Below are 20139 nucleotides of genomic sequence, written 5' to 3' on the forward strand. Positions count from 1 at the left end.
CACATGGAGAACGAATTCCTGTGAGCTCGACCAATCGCACGGTGGTCGTCACCGGTATCGGCGCAACCACACCGCTGGGTGGCGACTCCGCCTCGACCTGGGAAGGTCTGATGGCAGGGCGCTCCGGCGTCAAGCCCCTGGAGGGCGAGCGCTTCGCCGAACTCCCGGTCCGCATCGCCGCGCTCGCCGCGGTGGACCCCGGCGACGTGCTGCCCCGCCCGCTCGCCCGCCGACTGGACCGCTCGGCGCAGTTCGCGCTGATCGCGGCCCGCGAGGCGTGGGCCGACGCGGGCTACACCGCCCCCGCCGGCGAGGACTCCGGCCTCGCGCCCGAGCGCCTCGGCACCGTCATCGCCTCCGGCATCGGCGGCGTCACCACCCTGCTCGACCAGTACGACGTGCTCAAGGAGAAGGGCGTCCGCCGCGTCTCCCCGCACACCGTGCCCATGCTGATGCCGAACGGCCCCTCCGCCAACGTGGGCCTGGAGGTGAACGCCCGCGCCGGCGTCCACACCCCGGTCTCCGCCTGCGCGTCCGGCGCCGAGGCGATCGGCTACGCCGTCGAGATGATCCGCACCGGCCGTGCCGACGTGGTCGTCGCCGGCGGCACCGAGGCCGCGATCCACCCGCTGCCGATCGCCGCCTTCGCCAACATGATGGCGATGTCCAAGAACAACGAGTCGCCGACGACGGCCTCGCGCCCCTACGACACCGGCCGCGACGGCTTCGTGCTCGGCGAGGGCGCCGGCGTCGTGATCCTGGAGTCCGAGGAGCACGCCAAGGCCCGCGGCGCGCGGATCTACTGCGAGGCGCTCGGCCAGGGCCTGTCGGCCGACAGCCACCACATCGCGCAGCCCGAGCCGTCCGGCCGGGGCATCGCCGCCGCGCTCCAGCACCTGTTGGACTCCACCGACCTGAAGCCGTCCGAGATCGTGCACCTCAACGCGCACGCCACCTCGACGCCGCAGGGCGACGTCGCCGAGATCAAGGCGCTGCGGAAGGTCCTCGGCGAGGACCTCGACCACGTGGCCGTCTCCGCGACCAAGTCGATGACCGGCCACCTCCTCGGCGGCGCGGGCGGCATCGAGACCGTCGCGACGGTCCTCGCCCTGCACCACCGCCTGGCCCCGCCGACCATCAACGTCGACGAGCTGGACCCCGAGGTCGACGCGGACATCGTCCGCGGCGAGCCCCGCCCCCTCCCCCAGGGCACCATCGCCGCGGTCAACAACTCCTTCGGCTTCGGCGGCCACAACGTGGTCCTGGCCTTCCGCAGCGTCTGACGCGGAGCGGTTCGCCGCACGTACGCGGGAGCGGCCCCCCGGTTCTTCCGGGGGGCCGCTCCCGTAGGGGCGTACGGGGGGTCAGACGACCTGGTGGAGCCAGCGGACGGGGGCGCCCTCGCCGGCGTAGCGGAAGGGCTCCAGTTCGTCGTCCCAGGGCTTGCCGAGGAGTTTGGCGACCTCGGTCTCCAGGACGGTCTCGCCCCGGGCGGCGCGGGCGAGGGCGGCGCGGAGCCGGTCCTCGGGGACCAGGATGTCGCCGTGCATGCCGGTGACGGCGTGGAAGATGCCCAGGTCGGGGGTGGCGCTGTAGCGCTCGCCCTCGGCGGTGGGGCAGGGTTCGGCGGTCACCTCGAAGCGGAGCAACTGCCAGCCGCGGAGGGCGGAGGCGAGTTCGGAGGCGGTGCCGGTACGGCCCTGCCAGGAGAACTCGGCTCTCCAGGTGCCGGGGGCCGCGGGCTGGCGGATCCAGTCGAGCTGGACCCTCGCACCGAGGACGCCCGCCACCGCCCATTCGACGTGCGGGCAGAGCGCGCGCGGTGCGGAGTGTACGTACAGGACTCCACGTGTCGTCACCGGGACCTCCAGTGTGGGACGAGGTACGCCTTCCCAGCGGCCTCGGTGGACATCATCGGAAACGATAACCACGCGAGCCCCCGGGAAAGGGGCAGCGCGGGGCGTGATGTCGTGCACCGGAGCCGGTCGGCACGGGCGCGCCGCTGGTTCGACGGGGGAAAAGCTACCGTGCCGCGCCGCCGTCGGGGTGACGTACGGTCGGTCGGGGGCGGGTGGACACCAAGCTTTCACCCGCCGGGACATCCGCAGGACGCAGGACAGGACGAAGGAGGGGCCGGTGCCGTACGGCCGTCGCCGTTTCCGGACCACCGCCGTGGGAGCGCTGCTCGCCGCGACCGTGCTGGCGGGCTGCGCGGGCTCCCCCGCGCCCGCGCCCTCCAGCGCGCCCTCCGCGCCCGCCTCGACCGCCGCGCCGACGCCGTCCCCGCCGCCCGCGCCCTGGGTCTCCTCGCCCGCCTCCGTCGCCGCCGTCGGCGACTCGATCACCCGCGCCTTCGACGCCTGCGCGCTGCTCGCGGACTGCCCGGAGGCGTCCTGGGCGACCGGCACGGACCCGGCGGTGAACAGCCTGGCGCTGCGTCTGCTGGGCCCCGGGCGGGTCGCGGAGCACAGCTGGAACCTCGCGGAGAGCGGGTCGAGGATGGCGGCGCTGCCGGAGCAGATGGCGCGGGCGGCGGCCCGGCGGCCCGCGCTGGTCACGGTGATGTCGGGGGCCAACGACGCCTGCCGGCCGACGCCGGGCGGGATGACGCCGGTGGCGGATTTCCGCCGGTCCTTCGAGGCGGCGCTCGCCCGGCTGCGGCAGGACGCCCCCGGGGCCCGGGTGTACGTGGCGAGCGTGCCGGACCTGCTGCGGCTGTGGGAGACCGGCCGGGCGAGCCCGCTGGTGCGGCGGGTGTGGGAGCTGGGCGTCTGCGGCTCGATGCTGGCCGACCCGGAGGACCTGGGGGCGGCGGCGGCCGGGCGGCGCGCGGCGGTGCGGGACCGGGTGGTGGCGTACAACCGGGTGCTGGCCGAGGTGTGCGCCGCCGACGCGCTGTGCCGGTACGACGGCGGCGCCGTGTTCGGCTTCCGCTTCGACGGCACGCTGCTGAGCCGCTGGGACTGGTTCCATCCGAGCCGGGACGGTCAGGCGCGGCTGGCGGAGCTGGCGTACCGGCGGATCACCGCGCCCTGACCGCCGGGGCGGCTTCGGTGATCAGTTCGCCGGGTGCGTCGGCGGGGCCCGGGGTGGACGGGGCGGACGCGGCGGCCGGGGAGCTGCGAGCATGGCCGGCATGAGGATCGCCGCCGCGCAGTTCGCCCCGGTCGCCGGGGACGTCGAGACCAATGTCCGCACGGTCGCCGGGCTGGTCCGGGAGGCCGGGGCGGCCGGGGCCCGGGTGGTGGTCTTCGCCGAGCTGTGCCTGACCGGGTACGTGCCGGCCCGGATCGGCCGCGAGCCGGGGCTGGTGCTCGGTCCGGACGATCCGCGGCTGGCCCCGGTGCGGGCGGCCTGCCGGGAGGCGGGGGCGGCGGCGGTGGTCAACGGGCCGGTGCGGGGCGGGGGTCCGCGCCCCGGTCTGACGACGCTGGTGATCGGCCCGGACGGCGGGACGGCGGCCCGCTACGACAAGCGGCACCTGTACGGGGTGGAGGCCGAGGTCTTCGAACCGGGCGCGTCCGACGGGCGGTTCGCGCTGGACGGGGTCCGGTTCGCGCTGGCCACCTGCTACGACAACCGGTTCCCCGAGGTGGCGGAGCGGGCGGCGGCGGACGGCTGCGCGGTGTACCTGGCGAGTTCGGTGCTGGGCGCGGGGAACGACTCGTTCGAGACGGTGTATCCGGCGCGGGCCCGGGAGTTCGGGCTGTACGTGGTGCTGGGCAACGCCCTGGGGGCGAACGAGGACGGCACGGCCTGCGGCCGGTCCGGGGCCTGGGGTCCGGACGGGGCGCGGCTCGCCGACGCGGGCGGCGAGGGTCCCGGCTTCGTCCTGGTCGAGACCGGCCGGGCGGGCTGAGCGGGCGGGACCGGGGGCGTACCGGCGGGAGAACGGGGAAGGGGCCGGGCCGCCGCGGGACTACGGCGGTCCGGCCCGGGGGCGGTCCGGCGGCGGAACCCCCGGTCCGCCGCTCGGCCGCCCCGCCCCGGGGCGGGGTGTCAGGTCTCCGCCCCGGGGTGGTCGTCACCCCGTCAGGGGGCGCTCAGGCCCAGGGTGTAGGAGCCGGAGCCGCTGTAGGCGTGGACGACGTAGCGGTAGTAGCCCGCGGTGCCGTAGTAGCTGGTGTTCTCGTCGGCTCCGGCGGTGCCGCCGACGGCCACGTCGGCCCAGCTCGCCCCGTTCCACTTCTGGAGGTAGAGGTCGAAGTCGGTGCCGGCCGGGCCGCGCAGGCAGCCGGTGTGGGTGCCGGCGGTGGCCGAGTAGTAGTACGAGCCGTCCGGCTGGGCCACGGCCTGCCCGGAGGTCAGGCTGCCCTGGTAGGTGTACTCGGAGTTGGCGCACCCGGTGGGCGGGGTGCTGGTGCCGACGGCCAGCTGGTAGGTGACCGTGTGGGTGGCGGAGCCCGTACCGGTGACGGTGATCGGGTAGGTGCCGTTCGGCGTGCCCGCGGCGACCTGGAGGGTCATCGTGGAGCTGTTGCCGGAGGTCACCGAGGAGGGGCTGAAGGAGACCGTGACGCCGCTGGGGGCGCCGCTCGCGGTGAGCTGGACGGTCTGCGCGCTGCCGCCGGTGGTGCTGGTGGAGACGGTGGAGGTGACCGAGGCGCCGGCCTGGACCGAGCCCGAGGACGGGTTCAGGGAGAGCGTGAAGTCCGGGGTGGAGGTGCCGCCGCAGTCGGTCTCGCCGGACTGGGCCGGGACGCCGATCGCGTTCCAGGCCGCCTTCACCGCGTTGCACTCGGTCGCGCCGTAGGTGTTCTTGGCGGAGGTGAGGGTGGCGCGGCGGGCCGCGAGGTGGTTCCAGGAGGAGGTCTTCATCAGCAGGGCGCCCATGAAGATCTTGCCGGCCTTCTGGATGCCGATGCCGGTGACGGAGGAGGGGCCACCGGAACATATCGGGCTGCTGGGCTTGCCGCCGCCGGGGTTGGAGCCCTCGGCGAGCAGGTAGAACCAGTGGTTCTGCGGGCCGGCCGCCGCGTGCACCTCGGTGTTGGAGCTCAACTGGGTGTAGCAGTTGGGGTCGCCGCCGACGAGGGAGGGGTTGTACATGTTCCGGATCGGCTTGCCGTCGCCGAAGAAGTTGACCTTCTCGCCGACGGTGTAGTCCGGGGTGTCGTTCGGGTTGTTGGCGTAGTGCTCGGTGAGCGCGCCGAAGATGTCGCCGGTCGACTCGTTCATGCCGCCGTTCTCGTTGGACGAGCCGGCGGAGCCCGGGGTGCGGTCGAAGATCTCGTGGCCGTACTCGTGGGCGACGACGTCGATGCCGGTGAGCTGGTTCGAGCCGGTCTGGGCCCGCCCGTAGGTCGTCTTCGTGCCGTCGTAGTAGGCGTTGACCTCGGAGAGTCCGGCGCGGGCCGGGACCATGCCGCCCTGGCCGTTCTGGCCGTTGTAGCCGAACCACTCCTTGAGCATGGAGTGTTCCTTCTGCGCCGCGTACATGATGTCGACGCAGGCGGTCACGAGGTCGTTGGCGCCGCCGCTGCCCCACGGGGAGGAGCCGGTGTAGGCGCTGCCGTTCTGGCCGCCGCACTTGAAGGAGCCGCGGCTGGTGTCGGTCATCGAGGAGGCGGCGGTGTCGATGGTGACGTTGCCGTTGTGGTAGCCGCGGCCCTCGGCGTGCATGACCTTGTCGACGGCCTGGGCGACCTTGCCGGTGCGGGCGTCGACGTAGGTGTCGAGCGAGCTGGGGAGGTTCTTCGCGGTGCGGCCGACGACCAGGGTGTGCCAGGCGAGGACGGGCTTGCCGCCCTTGAGGAGCACGGTCAGTTCGGGGGTGCTCGCGCTCTCCACGGCGGCGAGCTGGCCGCGCGCGGTGGCGAGGGCCTTCGCCGAGGTGACCTTGGCGCTCGTCGAGAGCTTCAGCGCCGGGGCGGCGGAGCCGGTGACGTCGCGGACCTTGCCGCCGGAGTCGGAGAGGACGACGGCGTCGCCGCCGCCGTGGACCGGGAGGCCCTTGTACGTGCGCTGGTAGGCGGCGTAGTAGAGGCCGTTGGACCAGGGGGTGACGGAGGTCCGGACGAGGTCCTCGTCGGGACCGTGCCGCAGCTCGTCGAGGCCGCTGGCGGCGGCGGTGTCCGCGGCGGCGAGCGCGAGGGACTTGCCCTGGCCCGGGGGAATCGGCTGCGCCTGGGGTGCGGCGGCGGTGGCGGTGCCGGCGAGGGCGGTGGCCAGGCTCGCCGAGAGGGCCAGGGCGGCCACGGCCGCCGTGAGTCTGTTCGGGTGCAACGGCGTGCTCCGTTCAGGGTGGGGGAGACGGATCGTCGCGCCGAGTATGGGCGTGGACATGTCCGGTCGGGGACATCTCACCGTGCATAAGACACGAGTTATGGTGCGGCCGTCCGGTGCTGCGTACGCTGCTGAAATGCAGCTGGAGTTGAGGCATCTGGAAGCCGTCTGCAGGATTGCGGAGGCGGGCAGTCTGGGCAGGGCGGCAGGGCTGCTCGGCGTCTCCCAGCCCGCGCTCTCGGCCCAGTTGCGGAGGATCGAGAAGGTCGCGGGCGGGGAGCTGTTCCTCCGGGGGCGGCATGGTGTGGAACCCACTCCGCTGGGCGAGTTCGTGCTCTCCAAGGCGCGTCTCGTGCTGGGCGAGATGGACGCGCTCACCGCCGGGGCGCGGGCCGCGGCCCCGGACACGCCGCTGCGGCTCGGCTGCATCCTGCTGGTCCTCGTGGACACCCTGCTGAACCGGCTCGACCAGGTCGTGGCGGGCCGGGAGATCTCCGTGACGGTGGAGCAGTCGGCGACCACGCTGACCCGGCAGCTGGGCGCGGGCCGGTACGACGCGGTGCTGTACGGGGAGGTCAACGACCACGAGGTGCCGCTGCCGCAGGGGACGACGGCCCGGACGCTGGTCCCCCGGGAGCCGTTCTGCGTGCGGCTCTCGGCCGGTCACCGGCTCGCCGGGAAGGAGCGGATCGCGCTGGCGGAGCTGGCGGACGAGTCGTGGATGACGCTGGTGGAGGACGATGACGGCGGCCCCGAGGCGCTGGTCGCGGCCTGCGAGCGGGCGGGTTTCGCGCCGTCCCTGCGGCACCGGGTCGCCGACCGGAAGATCCACTACGACCTGATCGCCTCGGGCCGGGCGATCTCGCTGAGCCAGCCGACCGCCCCGGCCACCGAGGGGACGGTGCTGCGGCCGCTGGAGGGCGATCCGGTGACCGGCCGGATCCGGATCGCCTGGAACCGCGCGGCCGTCTCGGCCCGGCACGCGGAGCTGCTGTACCGGGCGGCGGCGGAGGCGTACCTCGCGAACGTCGGCAACAACGCCTTCCACCGGGAGTGGTGGGAGGCCCGCCCGGAACTCCACCCGGTCCTGGACGACTAGTGGCCGGTGGCCGGTGGCCGGTGGCCGGTGGCCGGTGGCCGGTGGCCGGTGACGAACGGTCAGGACAGGTGGTCGGTGGCCTCGCGCGCGGCGGCGTTCCCGGTCGCCCCGGCGCCCCCGGCGGTCTCGTCGGACTCGTCGGACTCGTCGGCCTCGCCGTCGGACGGGCCGTCGGGCTCGCCGCGCAGGTCGCGGGCCATCAGGGTGGCGCCGGCGACGGCTCCGGGCATCAGGAAGACCGCGACGAAGGGGACGAGGAAGGCGAGGGTGAGGGGGACGCCGAAGCCGAGCGCGGCCCCGCGCCGGCCGCGCAGCAGCGCGAGGCGCTCCTTGAACTCCACGCCCCGGCGCTGGAGGGCGACGGCGGTCAGCTCCTCGGCGAGGAAGAAGCCGGAGACGCAGAAGCCGAGGACGGGGACGACCGTCTGGCCGACGACCGGGATGAAACCGGCGGCGAAGAGGAGCACGCCGTAGAGGAGGACCCGGAGCAGGACCCGGACGCTGTCGCGGGCCGAGATCCACAGGTCGCGCCAGAGCGGCAGCCCGGACTCGGGCACCTCGCCGCCCCGGTCCCGGTCGACGTCCTCGGAGAGGGACTCGTAGAAGGGCTGGCCGACGAGGAGGGTGACGGCGGTGAAGGTGATGACGGCGAGGAAGAGCCCGAGGACGAAGACGAGGGCGGTCAGGCCGGTGCGGAGGAGGCCCTGCCACGGCGAGGACCAGTCGTCGGCGAAGGGGGTCGCCCAGGCCACCAGGTCGTCCGCCCCGAAGCCGAGGCCGGTGAGGGCCCCGAGGTAGAGGACGAAGGTCAGCAGGCCGGGCAGCAGCCCGAATCCGAACCGCCGGCCGTGCCGGGCCACCCACTTCTGGCCCTGGATCAGATGACCGAAACCCACCCCGAAATCGCGCATGGGGGCAGCCTAGCGGGGCTGGTCACCGGTCTCGTACGCATGTGCGTGCGGGCCGCACCCCGGTCGGTCGGGGTGCGGCCCGCACTCAGTGTGCGCCGGTCCGGCTCAGACCGCGAGCTCGACCGTGATGTTGCCGCGGGTCGCCTTGGAGTACGGGCAGACCTGGTGGGCCTTCTCGATGAGGCTCTTGGCGGTCTCGGCGTCCACGTTCGGGATGGAGGCCGAGATCTTGACGATGATGCCGAAGCCGTCGTCGTTCTTGCCGATGCCGACCTCGGCGGTGACCGTCGAGCCGGAGATGTCGGCGTTCTCGTTCCGCGCGACGACGCCCAGGGCGCCCTGGAAGCAGGCGCTGTAGCCGGCCGCGAAGAGCTGCTCGGGGTTGGTGCCCTCGCCGGAGCCGCCCATGGCCTTCGGCGGGTTGACGACGACGTCGAGCTTGCCGTCGTCGGTGGCGACGCGGCCGTCCCGGCCGTTCTCCGCGGTGGCGACGGCGGTGTAGAGGACGTCGGAGTGCTGGATGGACATGCGGGTTCCTGCCTTCTTCTTCCCCGTCTCGACTCGCGCCCACGATCGCGACGGCTGGGGGCAGCCTAACGGGTCAGCGAGACGATCATCTTTCCGGTGTTGTCACCGCGGAGCAGACCGAGGAAGGCGTCCACCCCGCTCTCGATGCCCTCGACGGAGGTCTCGCGGTACTTCAGCTCGCCGGAGCGCAGCCAGCCGCCGACCTCCTCGACGAAGCGGGGCTGGAGGCCGTAGTGGTCGCCGACGAGGACGCCCTGGAGGCGGAGCCGCTTGCCGATGATCAGCGCCATGTTGCGCGGGCCGGGGACCGGCTCCGTGTCGTTGTACTGCGCGATCATGCCGCAGATGGTGGCGCGGCCGTGCACGTTGAGCGAGGAGATCGCGGCTTCCAGGTGCTCGCCGCCCACGTTGTCGAAGTAGACGTCGATGCCGTCCGGGGCGGCCTCGCGGAGCTGGTCCTTCACCGGGCCGTTGCGGTAGTTGAAGGCGGCGTCGAAGCCGAGCTCCTCGACGAGCCACTTCACCTTCTCGTCGGAGCCGGCCGAGCCGATGACCCGGGAGGCGCCCTTGAGCTTCGCGAGCTGGCCGACCTGGCTGCCGACCGCGCCGGCCGCGCCGGAGACGAAGACGGCGTCGCCCTCCTTGAAGGAGGCGGTCTCGAAGAGGCCCGCGTAGGCGGTGAGGCCGGGCATGCCGAGGACGCCCAGGTAGGTGGAGAGCGGGGCGACCTCCGGGTCGACCTTGGTGGCGTGCCGGGCCGGGACGTCGGCGTACTCGCGCCAGCCGAGGCCGTGCAGGACGTGGTCGCCCTCGGCGAAGCCCTCCGCGCTCGACGCGACGACCACGCCGACGGCGCCGCCGTCCATCGGGCGGTCCAGCTCGAACGGCGGGACGTACGACTTCACGTCGTTCATCCGGCCGCGCATGTAGGGGTCCACCGAGAAGTGCAGGTTCCGCACCAGGATCCGGCCTTCGGCGGGGGCCTCGACGGGGCTCTCGCGCAGGGCGAAGTCGGTCGGGGCGGGCCAGCCGTGCGGGCGGGCGACGAGGTGCCAGGCGCGGCTGGTGGCGGGCAGAGCGGTCATCTCGGGGGACCTCCGGGAAAAAGCTTCACTTGATGAAACAACCATGCGCCTCAATATTTCATGTTGTCAAGCATCCGGGTACGATGGTCCCCATGTCCACCTCACACACGGACCCCGTGACCCTCGAAGTCGTCGAGCTGATCGGCACGGTCGTGGCGCGGTACCACCAGGAGTACGAGGAGGCCGCCGCCTCCCACTCCCTCACCGGCGCCCAGGCCCGGGTCCTCGGGCTGCTCACCCTGGAGCCCACGCCGATGCGGAAGATCGCCGAGAAGCTCAAGTGCGAGCCGTCGAACGTCACGGGGATCATCGACCGCCTGGAGTCCCGGGGCCTGGTCGAGCGGCGCCCCGACCCGGCGGACCGGCGGGTCAAGCTGGCCGCCCCCACCGACGAGGGCCGCGACACCGCCCGCCGGCTGCGCGAGTCGCTGCGCTTCGCCCGCGAGCCCCTGGGCGGGCTGACCGACCTGGAGCGCACCCTCCTGCGAGACCTGCTGCTGCGCATGCTCGGCGAGGAGACCGCCTGACGGGGCCGGTACGGGGCCGGGGACGGGACCCGGGAGGCGCGGGGCGCGGACGAGCCGGGGGCCGGGCCCCGGGCGGCTCAGCCCAGCGCGCGCGGCGGGCCGGGTGGTCGCACCATGCGAAGCAGGAACCCGAACCGCGACACCTCGCCCGTGTCAGCACCGCACCCCGGAGGATCCGCCGTGACCGTCAGCCTGGAACAGCTGCGCCGTTGCCATGTCGCCGTCGACCTGGGTGCCGCCCGCACCCGGGTCTTCGTCAAGGGGGCCGGACTCGTCGTCGACGAGCCGAGCGTCGCCGCCGTCAACACCCGCACCGGCGCGCTGATCGCGGTCGGCGCGCTCGCCGAGAAGATGACCGGCCGCACCCCGGACTACATCCGGGTGGTGCGCCCCGTCTCCGGCGGCACCGTGGTGGACATCGAGATGGCCCAGCGGATGCTCCGCCACCTGCTCGGCGAGAAGCTGCGCCGCCAGCTGCGCCGCAAGCCCCGTCTGCGGGCCGCCGCCTGCACCCCGCACGACAGCGACCCGCTCGCCCAGCGCGCCGCCGTGGAGACCCTGGTGGGGCTCGGGGCGCGCCGGGTCGAGCTGGTCGACACCCTGATCGCCGCGGCCGTCGGCTGCGGGCTGCCGGTGGAGCAGCCGACCGCCACCATGATCATGGTGTGCGGGGCGGCGACCACCCAGGTCGCGGTGCTCTCGCTGGGCGCGATCGTGACGGCCGAGCGGATGCCGGTCGGCGGGGACGCCATCGACCACGCGATCATCCAGCACCTGCGCCACCACCACGAGCTGATGCTGCCGAGCCAGTCGGTGCGCCCGCTCCAGCTCGCGCTGAGCGGCAACGGCCTCACCCCGTCCGGCCCGGTCTCGACCGAGATCCACGGCCGGGACGTCGCCACCGGCCTGGCCCGCTCGGTCATCGTGGACACCGCCGCCGTCCGGGAGGCCATCCACACCCCGCTGACGGCCGTCCTCGACGGGATCGGGAAGGTGCTGCGGGACTGCCCGCCGGACCTGGTGGCCGACCTCGCCGACCGCGGGATCATGATGGTCGGCGGCAGCGCGCTCCTGCCGGGCCTGGACCAGATGCTGCGGGAGGCCACCGGCATGCCGGTGCACATCGCCGAACGGCCCGACGTCTGCGCCGTGCTGGGCCTCGGCGCGATGCTGGAGGGCAAGGTGCAGCCGATGGTCCTGGACCCGCTGGGCGGCCACCGGGGCCTCGACGACGACCCGTTCACCGGCCGCGACCGCGACGACCGCGACTACGCGGACGGAACGGCGGGCTGACCGGGCGCGCCGGACCGCCCCCGGAAACCGGACGGACCGTGGAGGACACCCGCACGAGACCGACCGGACCGGCCGGACGCACCGGGCGGAGCGGAGACGGCACCGGAGCCGACGCCGGGACCGGAACCGGAGGCGCGGCCGGGGCCGGGACCGCGATCGAGCCCGGGAGCGCCCAAGGCGGCGCGGCCCGGCTGTCTCCGCTGCTCGAAGCGGTCCTCGCCGTCGGCACGGAGCTCGAACTCCGCGCCACCCTCCAGCACGTCGTGGACGCGGCGACCGACCTCACCGGGGCCCGGCACGGCGCGCTCGCCGTCCTGGACCCCGAGCGCCCCCGCCTCACCGGGCTGCTCACCGCCGGCGCCACCGAGGAGGACCGGAGCGGTGCCGCCCGCCTCCCCGCCGAGGAGCCCGGCCCGGCCGGGCCGCTGACCGTCCCGATCCGGGTGCACACCCAGGTCTTCGGCCACCTGTACCTCGCCGGGAAGCCCGGCGGCTTCACCGGGGAGGACCGCGCCCTGCTGCGGGTCCTCGCCGCCCAGGCCGGCATCGCCGTCGGCAACGCCCGGCTCTACGAGACCGCCCGGCTGCGCGAGCGGTGGATCGAGGGCGCGGCGGCCGTCACCACGGCCCTGCTGACCGGCGAGTCCGCCGAGGACGCCCTGATGACCGTCGCGGAGGGGGCCCGCGTCCTCGCCGGGGCGGCGGCCGGGGTGATCCTCCAGCCCACCCCGGAGGGCGGGATGGAGATCGTGACGGCCTCCACCGCCGGCGACCCCGGCGACCTCGTCGGCGCGACGATCCGGCCCGGCTCCCCCGTCCTCGTCCAGCTCCTCGGCGGGGAGCCGGTCTTCGTCGAGGACTCGGCCACCGACCCCCGGATGACCACGCACGTCCGCTCCCGGTTCGGGCCGTCGATGATGCTGCCGCTGCGCAGCGGCGGGAAGCTGATCGGCACCCTCGCCCTCCCCCGGCACCGGGGCGCGGAGCCGTACTCGGCGGTGGACCGGCTGCTCGCCGCCCAGTTCGCCTCGCAGGCGGCGCTGGCGCTGGTCCTGGCGGACGCCCGGCACGACCGGGAGCGGCTCGCCGTCTACGAGGACCGCGACCGGATCGCCCGGGACCTGCACGACCTGGTGGTCCAGCGGCTGTTCGCCACCGAGATGATGCTGGAGTCGACCCGCCGCCGCGCCGGGGCCGGTGCCGGGGAGGACGAGCTGATCGGGCGGGCGGTGGACGAGCTGGACTCGACGATCCAGGAGGTGCGGACGACGATCTTCGCCCTCCAGCAGCCGCCCGCCGACGCCCCCGCCACCTTCCGCGGCCGGGTGCTGCGGGAGACCGACGGGGCGGCGGCGCTGCTCGGCTTCCGGCCGTCGGTGCGCTTCGCCGGACCGGTGGACACGCTGGTCGACGAGGCGTCGGCGGGGCGGCTGACGGCCGTGCTGCGCGGGGCCCTCGCCGCCGCCCACCGGCGGCCGGGGGTCGGCCGGATCACGGTGGACGTGGCGGCGGGCGGGCAGGGCGCGGTCCGGCTGCGGGTCGAGGACGACGGCACCCCGCCGACGGTGGTCACCTGGCCCTGACCGACCGCCCCCGCCCGTACGCCCCGCCGCCTCCACCCGGCCGCCCCCACCGGCACGCCCGCCGCCCCGCCCCGGCCACCCCCGCCGACGCGTCCCGGGCCCCGCCCCGTACCGACCGCCCCGCCCCTCCCGTACCGACCGCACCACCCGTACCGCCCCTCCCCCGCCGCCCCCCGTACGGAGCAGTCCCGCGCGCCGTGCGGGCCGGGCGGATCTTGACTGGAGGGGTGACCCCCGACACCGCCTCCCCGCCCGCGGCGGCCTACCGCAATCTGGTGGTGGCCACCCTCGGCTTCACGCTCACCTTCTGGGCGTGGAACCTGATCGCCCCCCTCGGCAGCTGGTACGGCGAGCACCTGGGCCTCAGCTCGTTCCAGCAGTCCTTCCTCGTGGCCGTGCCGGTGCTGGTCGGTTCGCTGGGCCGGATCCCGGTCGGCGCGCTCACCGACACGTACGGCGCGAAGCTGATGTTCCCGCTCGTCTCGGCGCTGACGATCGTCCCCGTACTGCTGCTGATCGTGGTGAAGGACTCGTACGGGCTGATGCTCGTGGTGGGCTTCCTGCTCGGCCTCGGCGGCACGACCTTCGCCATCGGCATCCCGCTGGTCAACTCGTGGTTCCCGCCCGCCAAGCGGGGTCTGGCGCTGGGCGTGTTCGGCATGGGCATGGGCGGTGTGGCGCTGTCCGGCTACTTCACGCCCCGGATCGCCAAGCACGGCGAGAACCTGCCGTTCATCGTGGTGGCCGCCGCGCTCGCCGTGTACGCGGTGCTCGCCGTCCTCCTCATCACCGACCACCCCGGCCGCCCGGTGCCGACGGCCTCGCTGGGCTCCCGGCTGGGCACGGCGGGCCGGCTGCGGGTGACGTGGGAGCTGTCCGCGCTGTACGCGATCGGCTTCGGCGGCATCGTCGCCTTCGGCGTCTACCTGCCGACCTATCTGAAGACCTGGTACGAGCTGGATCCGACCGACGCGGGCACCAGGGCGGCCGGGTTCGCGGCGGTCACGGTCGTCTTCCGGCCGATCGGCGGCTGGCTGTCGGACCGGATCCATCCGGCGGTGGTGACGGCGTGGGCGCTCGGCGTCGTCGCCCTCCTCGCCATCGTCCAGGCCTTCGACCCGGAGCTGGTGCCGGGCGGCACGATCGCCCTGCTGGTCATGGCGGCGGGCCTGGGCACCGCGAGCGGTTCGGTCTTCGCGCTGGTCTCGCAGGTCACCCCACAGGCGCAGGTGGGCTCGGTGACCGGCATCGTCGGCGCGATGGGCGGCCTGGGCGGCTTCGTGCCGCCGCTGGTCATGGGCGCGATCTACAGCGCCAAGGACTCGTACTCGATCGGCTTCATGCTCCTGTCCGACCTGGCGCTCGCCGGCTGCGTGTACGCGTACGGGCGGATGCGCGGACTGCGGCCGGGCGGGGAGCCCGCTCCGGCGGCGAAGGCGGCCGGGAAGCCCTGACGGCCCGGCAGAATGCCTCCCGGTGCCCCCCGGCGAGCCGTCCGCTCGCCCCGATCCGAGGAGGACGCCCGGTGTCCGCTCTCTTCCCGGCCCTCGCGGCCCCGACCGACCGCCCCGCCCTGCGCTGCGGCCCGGACGCGCTCTCGTACGAGGAGCTGCTCCGGGCCGCCGGTGCGCTCGCCGCCCGGATCGGGGACGCGGGGCGGGTCGCCGTGTGGGCGGTGCCGACCGCCCGGACGGCGGTCGCGGTGGTGGCGGCGCTGCTCGCGGGCGTGCCCGCCGTGCCGCTCAATCCGCGCTCCGGGGAGCGGGAGCTGGCTCACGTGCTGGCGGACAGCGCGCCGGACGCGGTCCTGGCGGGTCCGGCGGACGAGCTGCCGGCCGCGCTCGCCGGGCTGCCCCGGATCGACGTGGGGCTGACCGGCCCGGCGGGGGTGCGGGTGCCGCCGGAGCCGGATCCGGAGTCCACCGCCCTGATCGTCTACACCTCCGGCACCACGGGCCCGCCGAAGGGGGTGCTGCTGTCCCGCCGGGCGGTGGCCGCCTCGCTGGACGCGCTGGCGGAGGCGTGGGCGTGGACCGGGGACGACGTGCTGGTGCACGGGCTGCCGCTGTTCCACGTGCACGGTCTGGTGCTGGGGGTCCTGGGGCCGCTGCGGCGCGGCGGGGAGGTCCGGCACCTGGGGGCCTTCTCGGCGGAGGGCGTCGCGCGGGAGCTGGCGGACGGCGGGACGGTGCTGTTCGGGGTGCCGACGATGTACCACCGGCTGGCCGACGCCCTGCCCTCGGACCCGGCGCTGGGGGCGGCGCTGGCGGGGGCCCGGCTGCTGGTGTCGGGGTCGGCGGCGCTGCCGGTCCACGACCACGAGCGGATCGCGGCGGCGACGGGCCGGACGGTGGTGGAGCGGTACGGGATGAGCGAGACGCTGATGAACACCAGCGTGCGGCCGGGCGGGCCGCCGCGCCCGGGGACGGTGGGGACGCCGCTGCCGGGGGTGGCGGTGCGGCTGGTGGAGGAGGACGGCGCGGTGCTGGCCGGGTCGGACGGGGAGACGGTCGGCGAGGTGCAGGTGCGCGGGCCGAACCTCTTCTCCGGCTATCTGAACCTGCCGGAGGCGACGGCCGCCGCCTTCGACGGGGAGTGGTTTTGCACCGGGGACGTGGCGGTGCGGGAGGCGGACGGCACGATCCGGCTGGTGGGCCGCAAGGCGACCGATCTGATCAAGAGCGGCGGGTACAAGATCGGGGCGGGCGAGATCGAGAACGCGCTGCTCGACCACCCGGGGGTGCGGGAGGCGGCCGTGACCGGGGAGCCCGATCCCGATCTGGGCGAGCGGGTCGTCGCCTGGGTGGTGCCGGCGGACCCGGCGCGGCCCCCGGCGGCACAGGAGCTGGCCGGGCACGTGGCGCGGCTGCTGGCCCCGCACAAGCGGCCCCGGGAGGTCCGCTTCCTGGACGCGCTGCCCCGCAACGACCTGGGGAAGGTGCTGAAGAAGCGGCTGCCCCGGGGGTGACGGAGGGGCCGGGCCCCCGGCGGGGGCCCGGCCCGGTCCCGTCCCCGTGGCGGGGCGCGGGGGTTACTTCACGCCGACCGCGCGGATCAGCTCCTGGGTGACGGAGCCGCCCCGGTCGTCGGTGGCGGCGGCCCGCAGGGAGACGGCGGTGGCGCCGGACGGGACGCGGAGCTCGCCGGTCCAGGCGGCCTTTCCGGCCCCGGTGGTCCTCCCGGCCTTCTTGAGGGCGACCTTCGTCCAGGTGGCGCCGTCGTCGTAGGAGACCTCCAGGCTGCCGCCGGTGAGGGCGCCGGTGCCCTCGGCGCCCGCCACGTACTGCGCGAAGACGCCGACGGGCAGCCGCTTGCCGGCCCGCACGTCGCCGTACAGGTCGGTGTCGAGGTCGAAGCCGAGGTTGAGCATCGGCAGGAAGGTCTCGCGGTCCTGGGGGGTCTCGGCGGAGCGGAAGGTCCACTCGCTGTGGCCCCTGGTGCCGAGCCGCCAGCGGGCCGGGTCGAGGGCGGTGTCGGTGACGACCCGGTAGGCGGCCTCCTCCGCCGGAGCGTCCCAGGCGTAGGCGCCGGAGCTGGTCTTGCGGTCGACGCGGGCGCCGTTCACGTACACCTCGGTGGTCTGGCTCATGGTGTCGTCGCTCCACACGTCGCCGAAGCCGGTGTGGTCGGTGCCGGAGTCGCCCCAGCCGGGGGTGTTGAAGCGGAGGTCGTTGCCGCGCCGCTGCTGGCCCCAGCCGAGGCCGGTGCCGAGCCAGGGGTGCCAGACGGGGCCGAACCAGTCGAGGGCGGTGGTGGTGCCGCCCCGGTAGACCGAACGGCCGCCGCGCTCCTCCAGGGACTCGCCGAGGTCGACGGACTCGTGCCACTGCTGGCCCGCGGTGGTGGAGACGTACTCGGTGCGCTCGGCGGGGAAGGCGATCCACTCCTTGAAGCCGACGCCGATCGGGAAGGTGTCGGTGAGGGAGTAGCGGAACTCGCCGCCGAGTTCGGCGCGCCGGGTGGGGGCGCGGAAGGTGGAGCGGACGGTGGCCAGGTCCCGGGGGCCGGGACGGAAGACGAGGTCGGTGCCGATGCGGCCGGGGTGCCCCTCGGAGAGGTCGTAGGTGTACGGGGTGAAGCGGGTGCCGGTGAGGTCGAGGGACCGGCCGCGGGCGGCGCCTGCGGCGAGGCGGGCGGCGTCGGCGCGGTTCACGGTGGCGACGGGCAGCGGCCGGTCCCGGTAGTCGTCGGTGCCGAACCAGTCCATCAGCCGGCCGGGGGCGTCGTCGGTGACGAACAGGGCGGCGGCGCCGGCGTCCTGGGCGGTCTGGGCGGCGGCGACCGGGTCGGCGCCGGCGGCGAGGCGGACGAGGACGGCGCGGCCCTTGACGTCCTTGCCCGCGTACGCGGCGGGGGTGCCGTCGCCCGCGTCGGCGAGGGCGAGGCGGTGGCGGCCTTCGAGGAGGCCGCCGCCGGCCTGCGGGCGGGCGTCGGCGAGGCGGGCGCCGTCGACGGCCGCCTCCAGGACGGGCTTGCCGAGCCGCCAGACCGTGCGGTACTCGAAGGTGCCGTCGGCGACGGGCGCGGTGGGGGCGGCGAAGAGGGAGTCGTAGGTGAGCGGGACCTGGACGATGTCGGTGTAGCCGGCGCCGTTCGCCCGGCGGTCGTACTCCATCAGGAGCTGGCGGGTCTCGGTGCGCTTCCCGACGTCGGCGCGGACCTCGCGCAGGGTGCGGCCGTCGAGGGTGATCTCGCGGTCGCGGTCGAGGACGACCTCGGGGGCGGCGAGGAAGCCGAGGCCGAGGGAGTCGGCGCCGCGGGCACCGCGCACGTCGAGGAAGGTGTCTACGGTGTACGTGCCCGGCTTCAGGCGCAGTTCGAGGGTGCCGGAGTCGCCGACGGAGGCCGGGAAGGGCTCCTCGCCGGGGGTGAGCTCCCCGATGCCGAGGCGGGCGGCGGCGGGGGCGCCGTCGCGGTCCTTGACGTGCACGGTGAGGGTGTAGCGCTCCTCCTCCTTGACCAGGCCGAGGGCGGTGCGGGCCACGGGGGCGCCGTGCGCGGTGGCGGTGATCCGGCCGGAGCTGGTGCCGACCGGGGCGGCGGCGCCGTCGCCGGTGACGGTGGTGGACGCGGTGCCGTGGGCGGGGACGGTGAGGGCGGTGTCGGCGAGGGCGGCGGTGCCGGCCGGCATGCCCTCGACGGCGAGGCTCAGCGCGACGGGGGCGTCGGAGGAGTTGGTGTAGGTGACGGTCCTCGTGACCGGCTTGTTCTCCTCGTAGGGCCAGGCGAAGAAGCCGAGGTCGGCGGAGCCGGTGGCGGTGACGTCGGCGGTGACGGCCGCGGCGGCGTCGACGCGTCCGGCGCCGAGGTCGTAGGCGGAGGCGTCGAGGGCGGCGGAGCTGGACATGAGGGCGTCCTTGAGGCGGGCGCCGGTCCAGTCGGGGTGCTTCTCGGCGAGCAGGGCGGCGACTCCGGCGACGTGCGGGGTCGCCATGGAGGTGCCGTTCATCGCGGTGTAGAGGCCGGTGCCTTCGGTGAGCTGCGAGCGGGCGGCGAGGATGCCGACGCCGGGGGCGGAGAGGTCCGGCTTGAGGGCCTGGTCGCGGTAGCGGGGGCCCTTGCTGGTGAAGTAGGCGGCCTCGTCGGCGGAGTCGACGGCGCCGATGGTGAGGGCGGCGTCGGCGGCGCCGGGCGAGCCGATGGAGCCGGGGGCGCCGGAGTTCCCGGCGGCGATGACGAAGAGGGTGCCGGTCTCGGCGGAGAGGGTGTTGACGGCCTGCGCCATCGGGTCGGTGCCGTCGCTGCCCTCCGGGGAGCCGAGGCTCATCGAGACGATCTTCGCGTCGATGTCCTTGGCGGCCCACTCCATGCCGGCGATGATCTCGGACTCGGAGCCGTAGCCCTCGTCGCTGAGGACCTTGCCGACGGCGAGGTCGGCGCCGGGGGCGACGCCCTTCTCCCGGCCGTCGGAGCCGGCGCCGCTGCCGCCGACGGTGGAGGTGACGTGGGTGCCGTGGCCGTTGCGGTCGGCGACCTCCTCGCCGGCGATGAAGGACTTCGTCTCGGTGACGCGGCCCGCGAGGTCGGGGTGGCCGGCGTCCACGCCGGTGTCGAGGACGGCGACCTTGACGCCCTTGCCGGTGAGTCCGGCCTCCCACGCCTTCGGGGTGCCGATCTGGGCGTTGGACTCGGCCATGGCGGCCTTCACCCGGCCGTCGAGCCAGACCTTGGCGGGGGCGGCGGAGCGCGCCCGGGGGCCGGTGAAGGAGGCCCAGAAGGCGGCCGGGTCGGTGGCGGTGACGGCGGTGCCGCCGACGCTGGGCAGCGCGCGGACGGTCCGGGTGCCGTGCGGGGCGGGGAGGGCGGCGCGGGCGTTCTTCCCGCCGTACGTGACGATCAGCGGGAGCGTGCCGGTGACGCCCTGCTCGGCGAGGCCGGTGACGTCGAAGAGGCGCGGGTCGAGGGCGCCGGAGTCGAGGTAGGGGCGGGCCTCGTCGGGGACGACGGTGACGCGGCCGTCGGAGACCTGGGTGCGGACGGCGCCGGTGGCGCCCTTCGCCCGGTCGACGGTGACGGTCCGGCGGCCGCCGTCGAGCGGGGTGAGGGTGACCCGGTCGCCGGTGACGAGGGTGACGGTGGTGCTCGCCGCGGGGCCCGCGAAGGTGTCGGGGACGGGGGCGGCGGGGCCGGCCGGCGCGGCGGCGGTCTGCCCGGCCGAGAGCATCACGAGGGAGACACCGGCGGCGAGCAGTCCGGCCCTTCCTCTGAACAGGGGTGCGGTCATGGGGACGACGACTCCTCGCGGATCCGGGGCTCGGGGGTGGGATTCCGGATCCGCGGGAAGTCTGGTCCCGGGGAGGGGAGTTGATTCCTGTCGCAGGCGGCGGCTATGCGCCGTGGCGGGGGCCCGCCAGTCGGGCGAAGACGTCCCAGGACGGGCGTGTCCGG

15 protein-coding genes are annotated in these 20139 nt (G+C 74.9%); 9 read left to right on the forward strand and 6 right to left on the reverse strand.

The features are described from left to right. Positions 1–20 precede the first annotated feature (20 nt). Positions 21–1283 carry a beta-ketoacyl-[acyl-carrier-protein] synthase family protein gene (locus IE219_RS03780; RefSeq protein WP_189975070.1) on the forward strand — a complete coding sequence of 421 codons (1263 nt, stop codon included), beginning with the start codon at positions 21–23 and terminating at the stop codon, positions 1281–1283. 81 nt (positions 1284–1364) lie between these two features. Here IE219_RS03780 and IE219_RS03785 read toward each other — a convergent pair whose 3' ends face one another. Continuing rightward, positions 1365–1859: a DUF3145 domain-containing protein gene (locus tag IE219_RS03785; protein WP_189975071.1), complete on the reverse strand. Its 495-nt coding sequence runs from the start codon at positions 1857–1859 to the stop codon at positions 1365–1367. Between the two features lie 277 nt (positions 1860–2136). On the opposite strand from IE219_RS03785, the gene IE219_RS03790 reads away from it, so the two are divergent. Both IE219_RS03790 and IE219_RS03795 read left to right on the forward strand, forming a co-directional pair. Next, positions 2137–3036, forward strand: a complete 900-nt coding sequence (locus IE219_RS03790; RefSeq protein ID WP_373298761.1) for an SGNH/GDSL hydrolase family protein — start codon at positions 2137–2139, stop codon at positions 3034–3036. A 91-nt stretch (positions 3037–3127) separates the two neighbouring features. Further along, positions 3128–3859, forward strand: a complete 732-nt coding sequence (locus IE219_RS03795) for a carbon-nitrogen hydrolase family protein (protein ID WP_308434005.1) — start codon at positions 3128–3130, stop codon at positions 3857–3859. 173 nt (positions 3860–4032) lie between these two features. Here the strand turns inward: IE219_RS03795 and IE219_RS03800 are convergent, their stop codons facing one another. After that, positions 4033–6225 carry a M4 family metallopeptidase gene (locus tag IE219_RS03800; RefSeq protein ID WP_229849576.1) on the reverse strand — a complete coding sequence of 731 codons (2193 nt, stop codon included), beginning with the start codon at positions 6223–6225 and terminating at the stop codon, positions 4033–4035. Between the two features lie 136 nt (positions 6226–6361). On the opposite strand from IE219_RS03800, the gene IE219_RS03805 reads away from it, so the two are divergent. Next, entirely contained in the window at positions 6362–7324 is a 963-nt protein-coding gene (locus IE219_RS03805) for a LysR family transcriptional regulator (RefSeq protein ID WP_189975072.1), read from the forward strand. A 59-nt stretch (positions 7325–7383) separates the two neighbouring features. On the opposite strand, the gene IE219_RS03810 is transcribed toward IE219_RS03805, so the two are convergent. The 3 genes from IE219_RS03810 to IE219_RS03820 all read right to left on the reverse strand — a co-directional run bounded on the left by IE219_RS03810 (position 7384) and on the right by IE219_RS03820 (position 9848). Then, positions 7384–8235 (reverse strand): EI24 domain-containing protein, encoded by an 852-nt coding sequence (locus tag IE219_RS03810; protein WP_189975073.1) that lies wholly within the window; start codon positions 8233–8235, stop codon positions 7384–7386. 105 nt (positions 8236–8340) lie between these two features. Next, positions 8341–8763 carry an organic hydroperoxide resistance protein gene (locus IE219_RS03815; protein ID WP_189975074.1) on the reverse strand — a complete coding sequence of 141 codons (423 nt, stop codon included), beginning with the start codon at positions 8761–8763 and terminating at the stop codon, positions 8341–8343. Between the two features lie 65 nt (positions 8764–8828). Further along, complete coding sequence (locus tag IE219_RS03820; protein WP_189975075.1) at positions 8829–9848, reverse strand: NADP-dependent oxidoreductase; 1020 nt, start codon at positions 9846–9848, stop codon at positions 8829–8831. Positions 9849–9940: 92 nt separating this feature from the next. Here IE219_RS03820 and IE219_RS03825 point away from each other — a divergent pair, with 92 nt between their 5' ends. From IE219_RS03825 to IE219_RS03845, 5 genes are all read left to right on the forward strand, one after another. Beyond that, positions 9941–10375 carry a MarR family winged helix-turn-helix transcriptional regulator gene (locus IE219_RS03825; RefSeq protein ID WP_189975076.1) on the forward strand — a complete coding sequence of 145 codons (435 nt, stop codon included), beginning with the start codon at positions 9941–9943 and terminating at the stop codon, positions 10373–10375. Positions 10376–10555: 180 nt separating this feature from the next. Next, positions 10556–11668: a rod shape-determining protein gene (locus IE219_RS03830; protein ID WP_229849577.1), complete on the forward strand. Its 1113-nt coding sequence runs from the start codon at positions 10556–10558 to the stop codon at positions 11666–11668. A gap of 155 nt (positions 11669–11823) precedes the next feature. Beyond that, the gene (locus IE219_RS03835; RefSeq protein WP_189975493.1) at positions 11824–13251 is read left to right on the forward strand and encodes a sensor histidine kinase; all 1428 of its coding nucleotides are present in this window, start codon (positions 11824–11826) and stop codon (positions 13249–13251) included. A gap of 227 nt (positions 13252–13478) precedes the next feature. After that, a complete protein-coding gene (locus IE219_RS03840) occupies positions 13479–14705 on the forward strand; it encodes an MFS transporter (protein WP_189975077.1) in 1227 nt (408 codons plus the stop codon). Between the two features lie 71 nt (positions 14706–14776). Continuing rightward, positions 14777–16219 carry an acyl-CoA synthetase gene (locus IE219_RS03845; RefSeq protein WP_189975078.1) on the forward strand — a complete coding sequence of 481 codons (1443 nt, stop codon included), beginning with the start codon at positions 14777–14779 and terminating at the stop codon, positions 16217–16219. Between the two features lie 63 nt (positions 16220–16282). On the opposite strand, the gene IE219_RS03850 is transcribed toward IE219_RS03845, so the two are convergent. Continuing rightward, positions 16283–19975, reverse strand: a complete 3693-nt coding sequence (locus IE219_RS03850; protein WP_189975079.1) for a S8 family serine peptidase — start codon at positions 19973–19975, stop codon at positions 16283–16285. Between the last annotated feature and the right edge of the window lie 164 nt (positions 19976–20139).

The organism is Streptomyces termitum, from assembly GCF_014650175.1.
Lineage (GTDB): Bacteria > Actinomycetota > Actinomycetes > Streptomycetales > Streptomycetaceae > Streptomyces > Streptomyces termitum.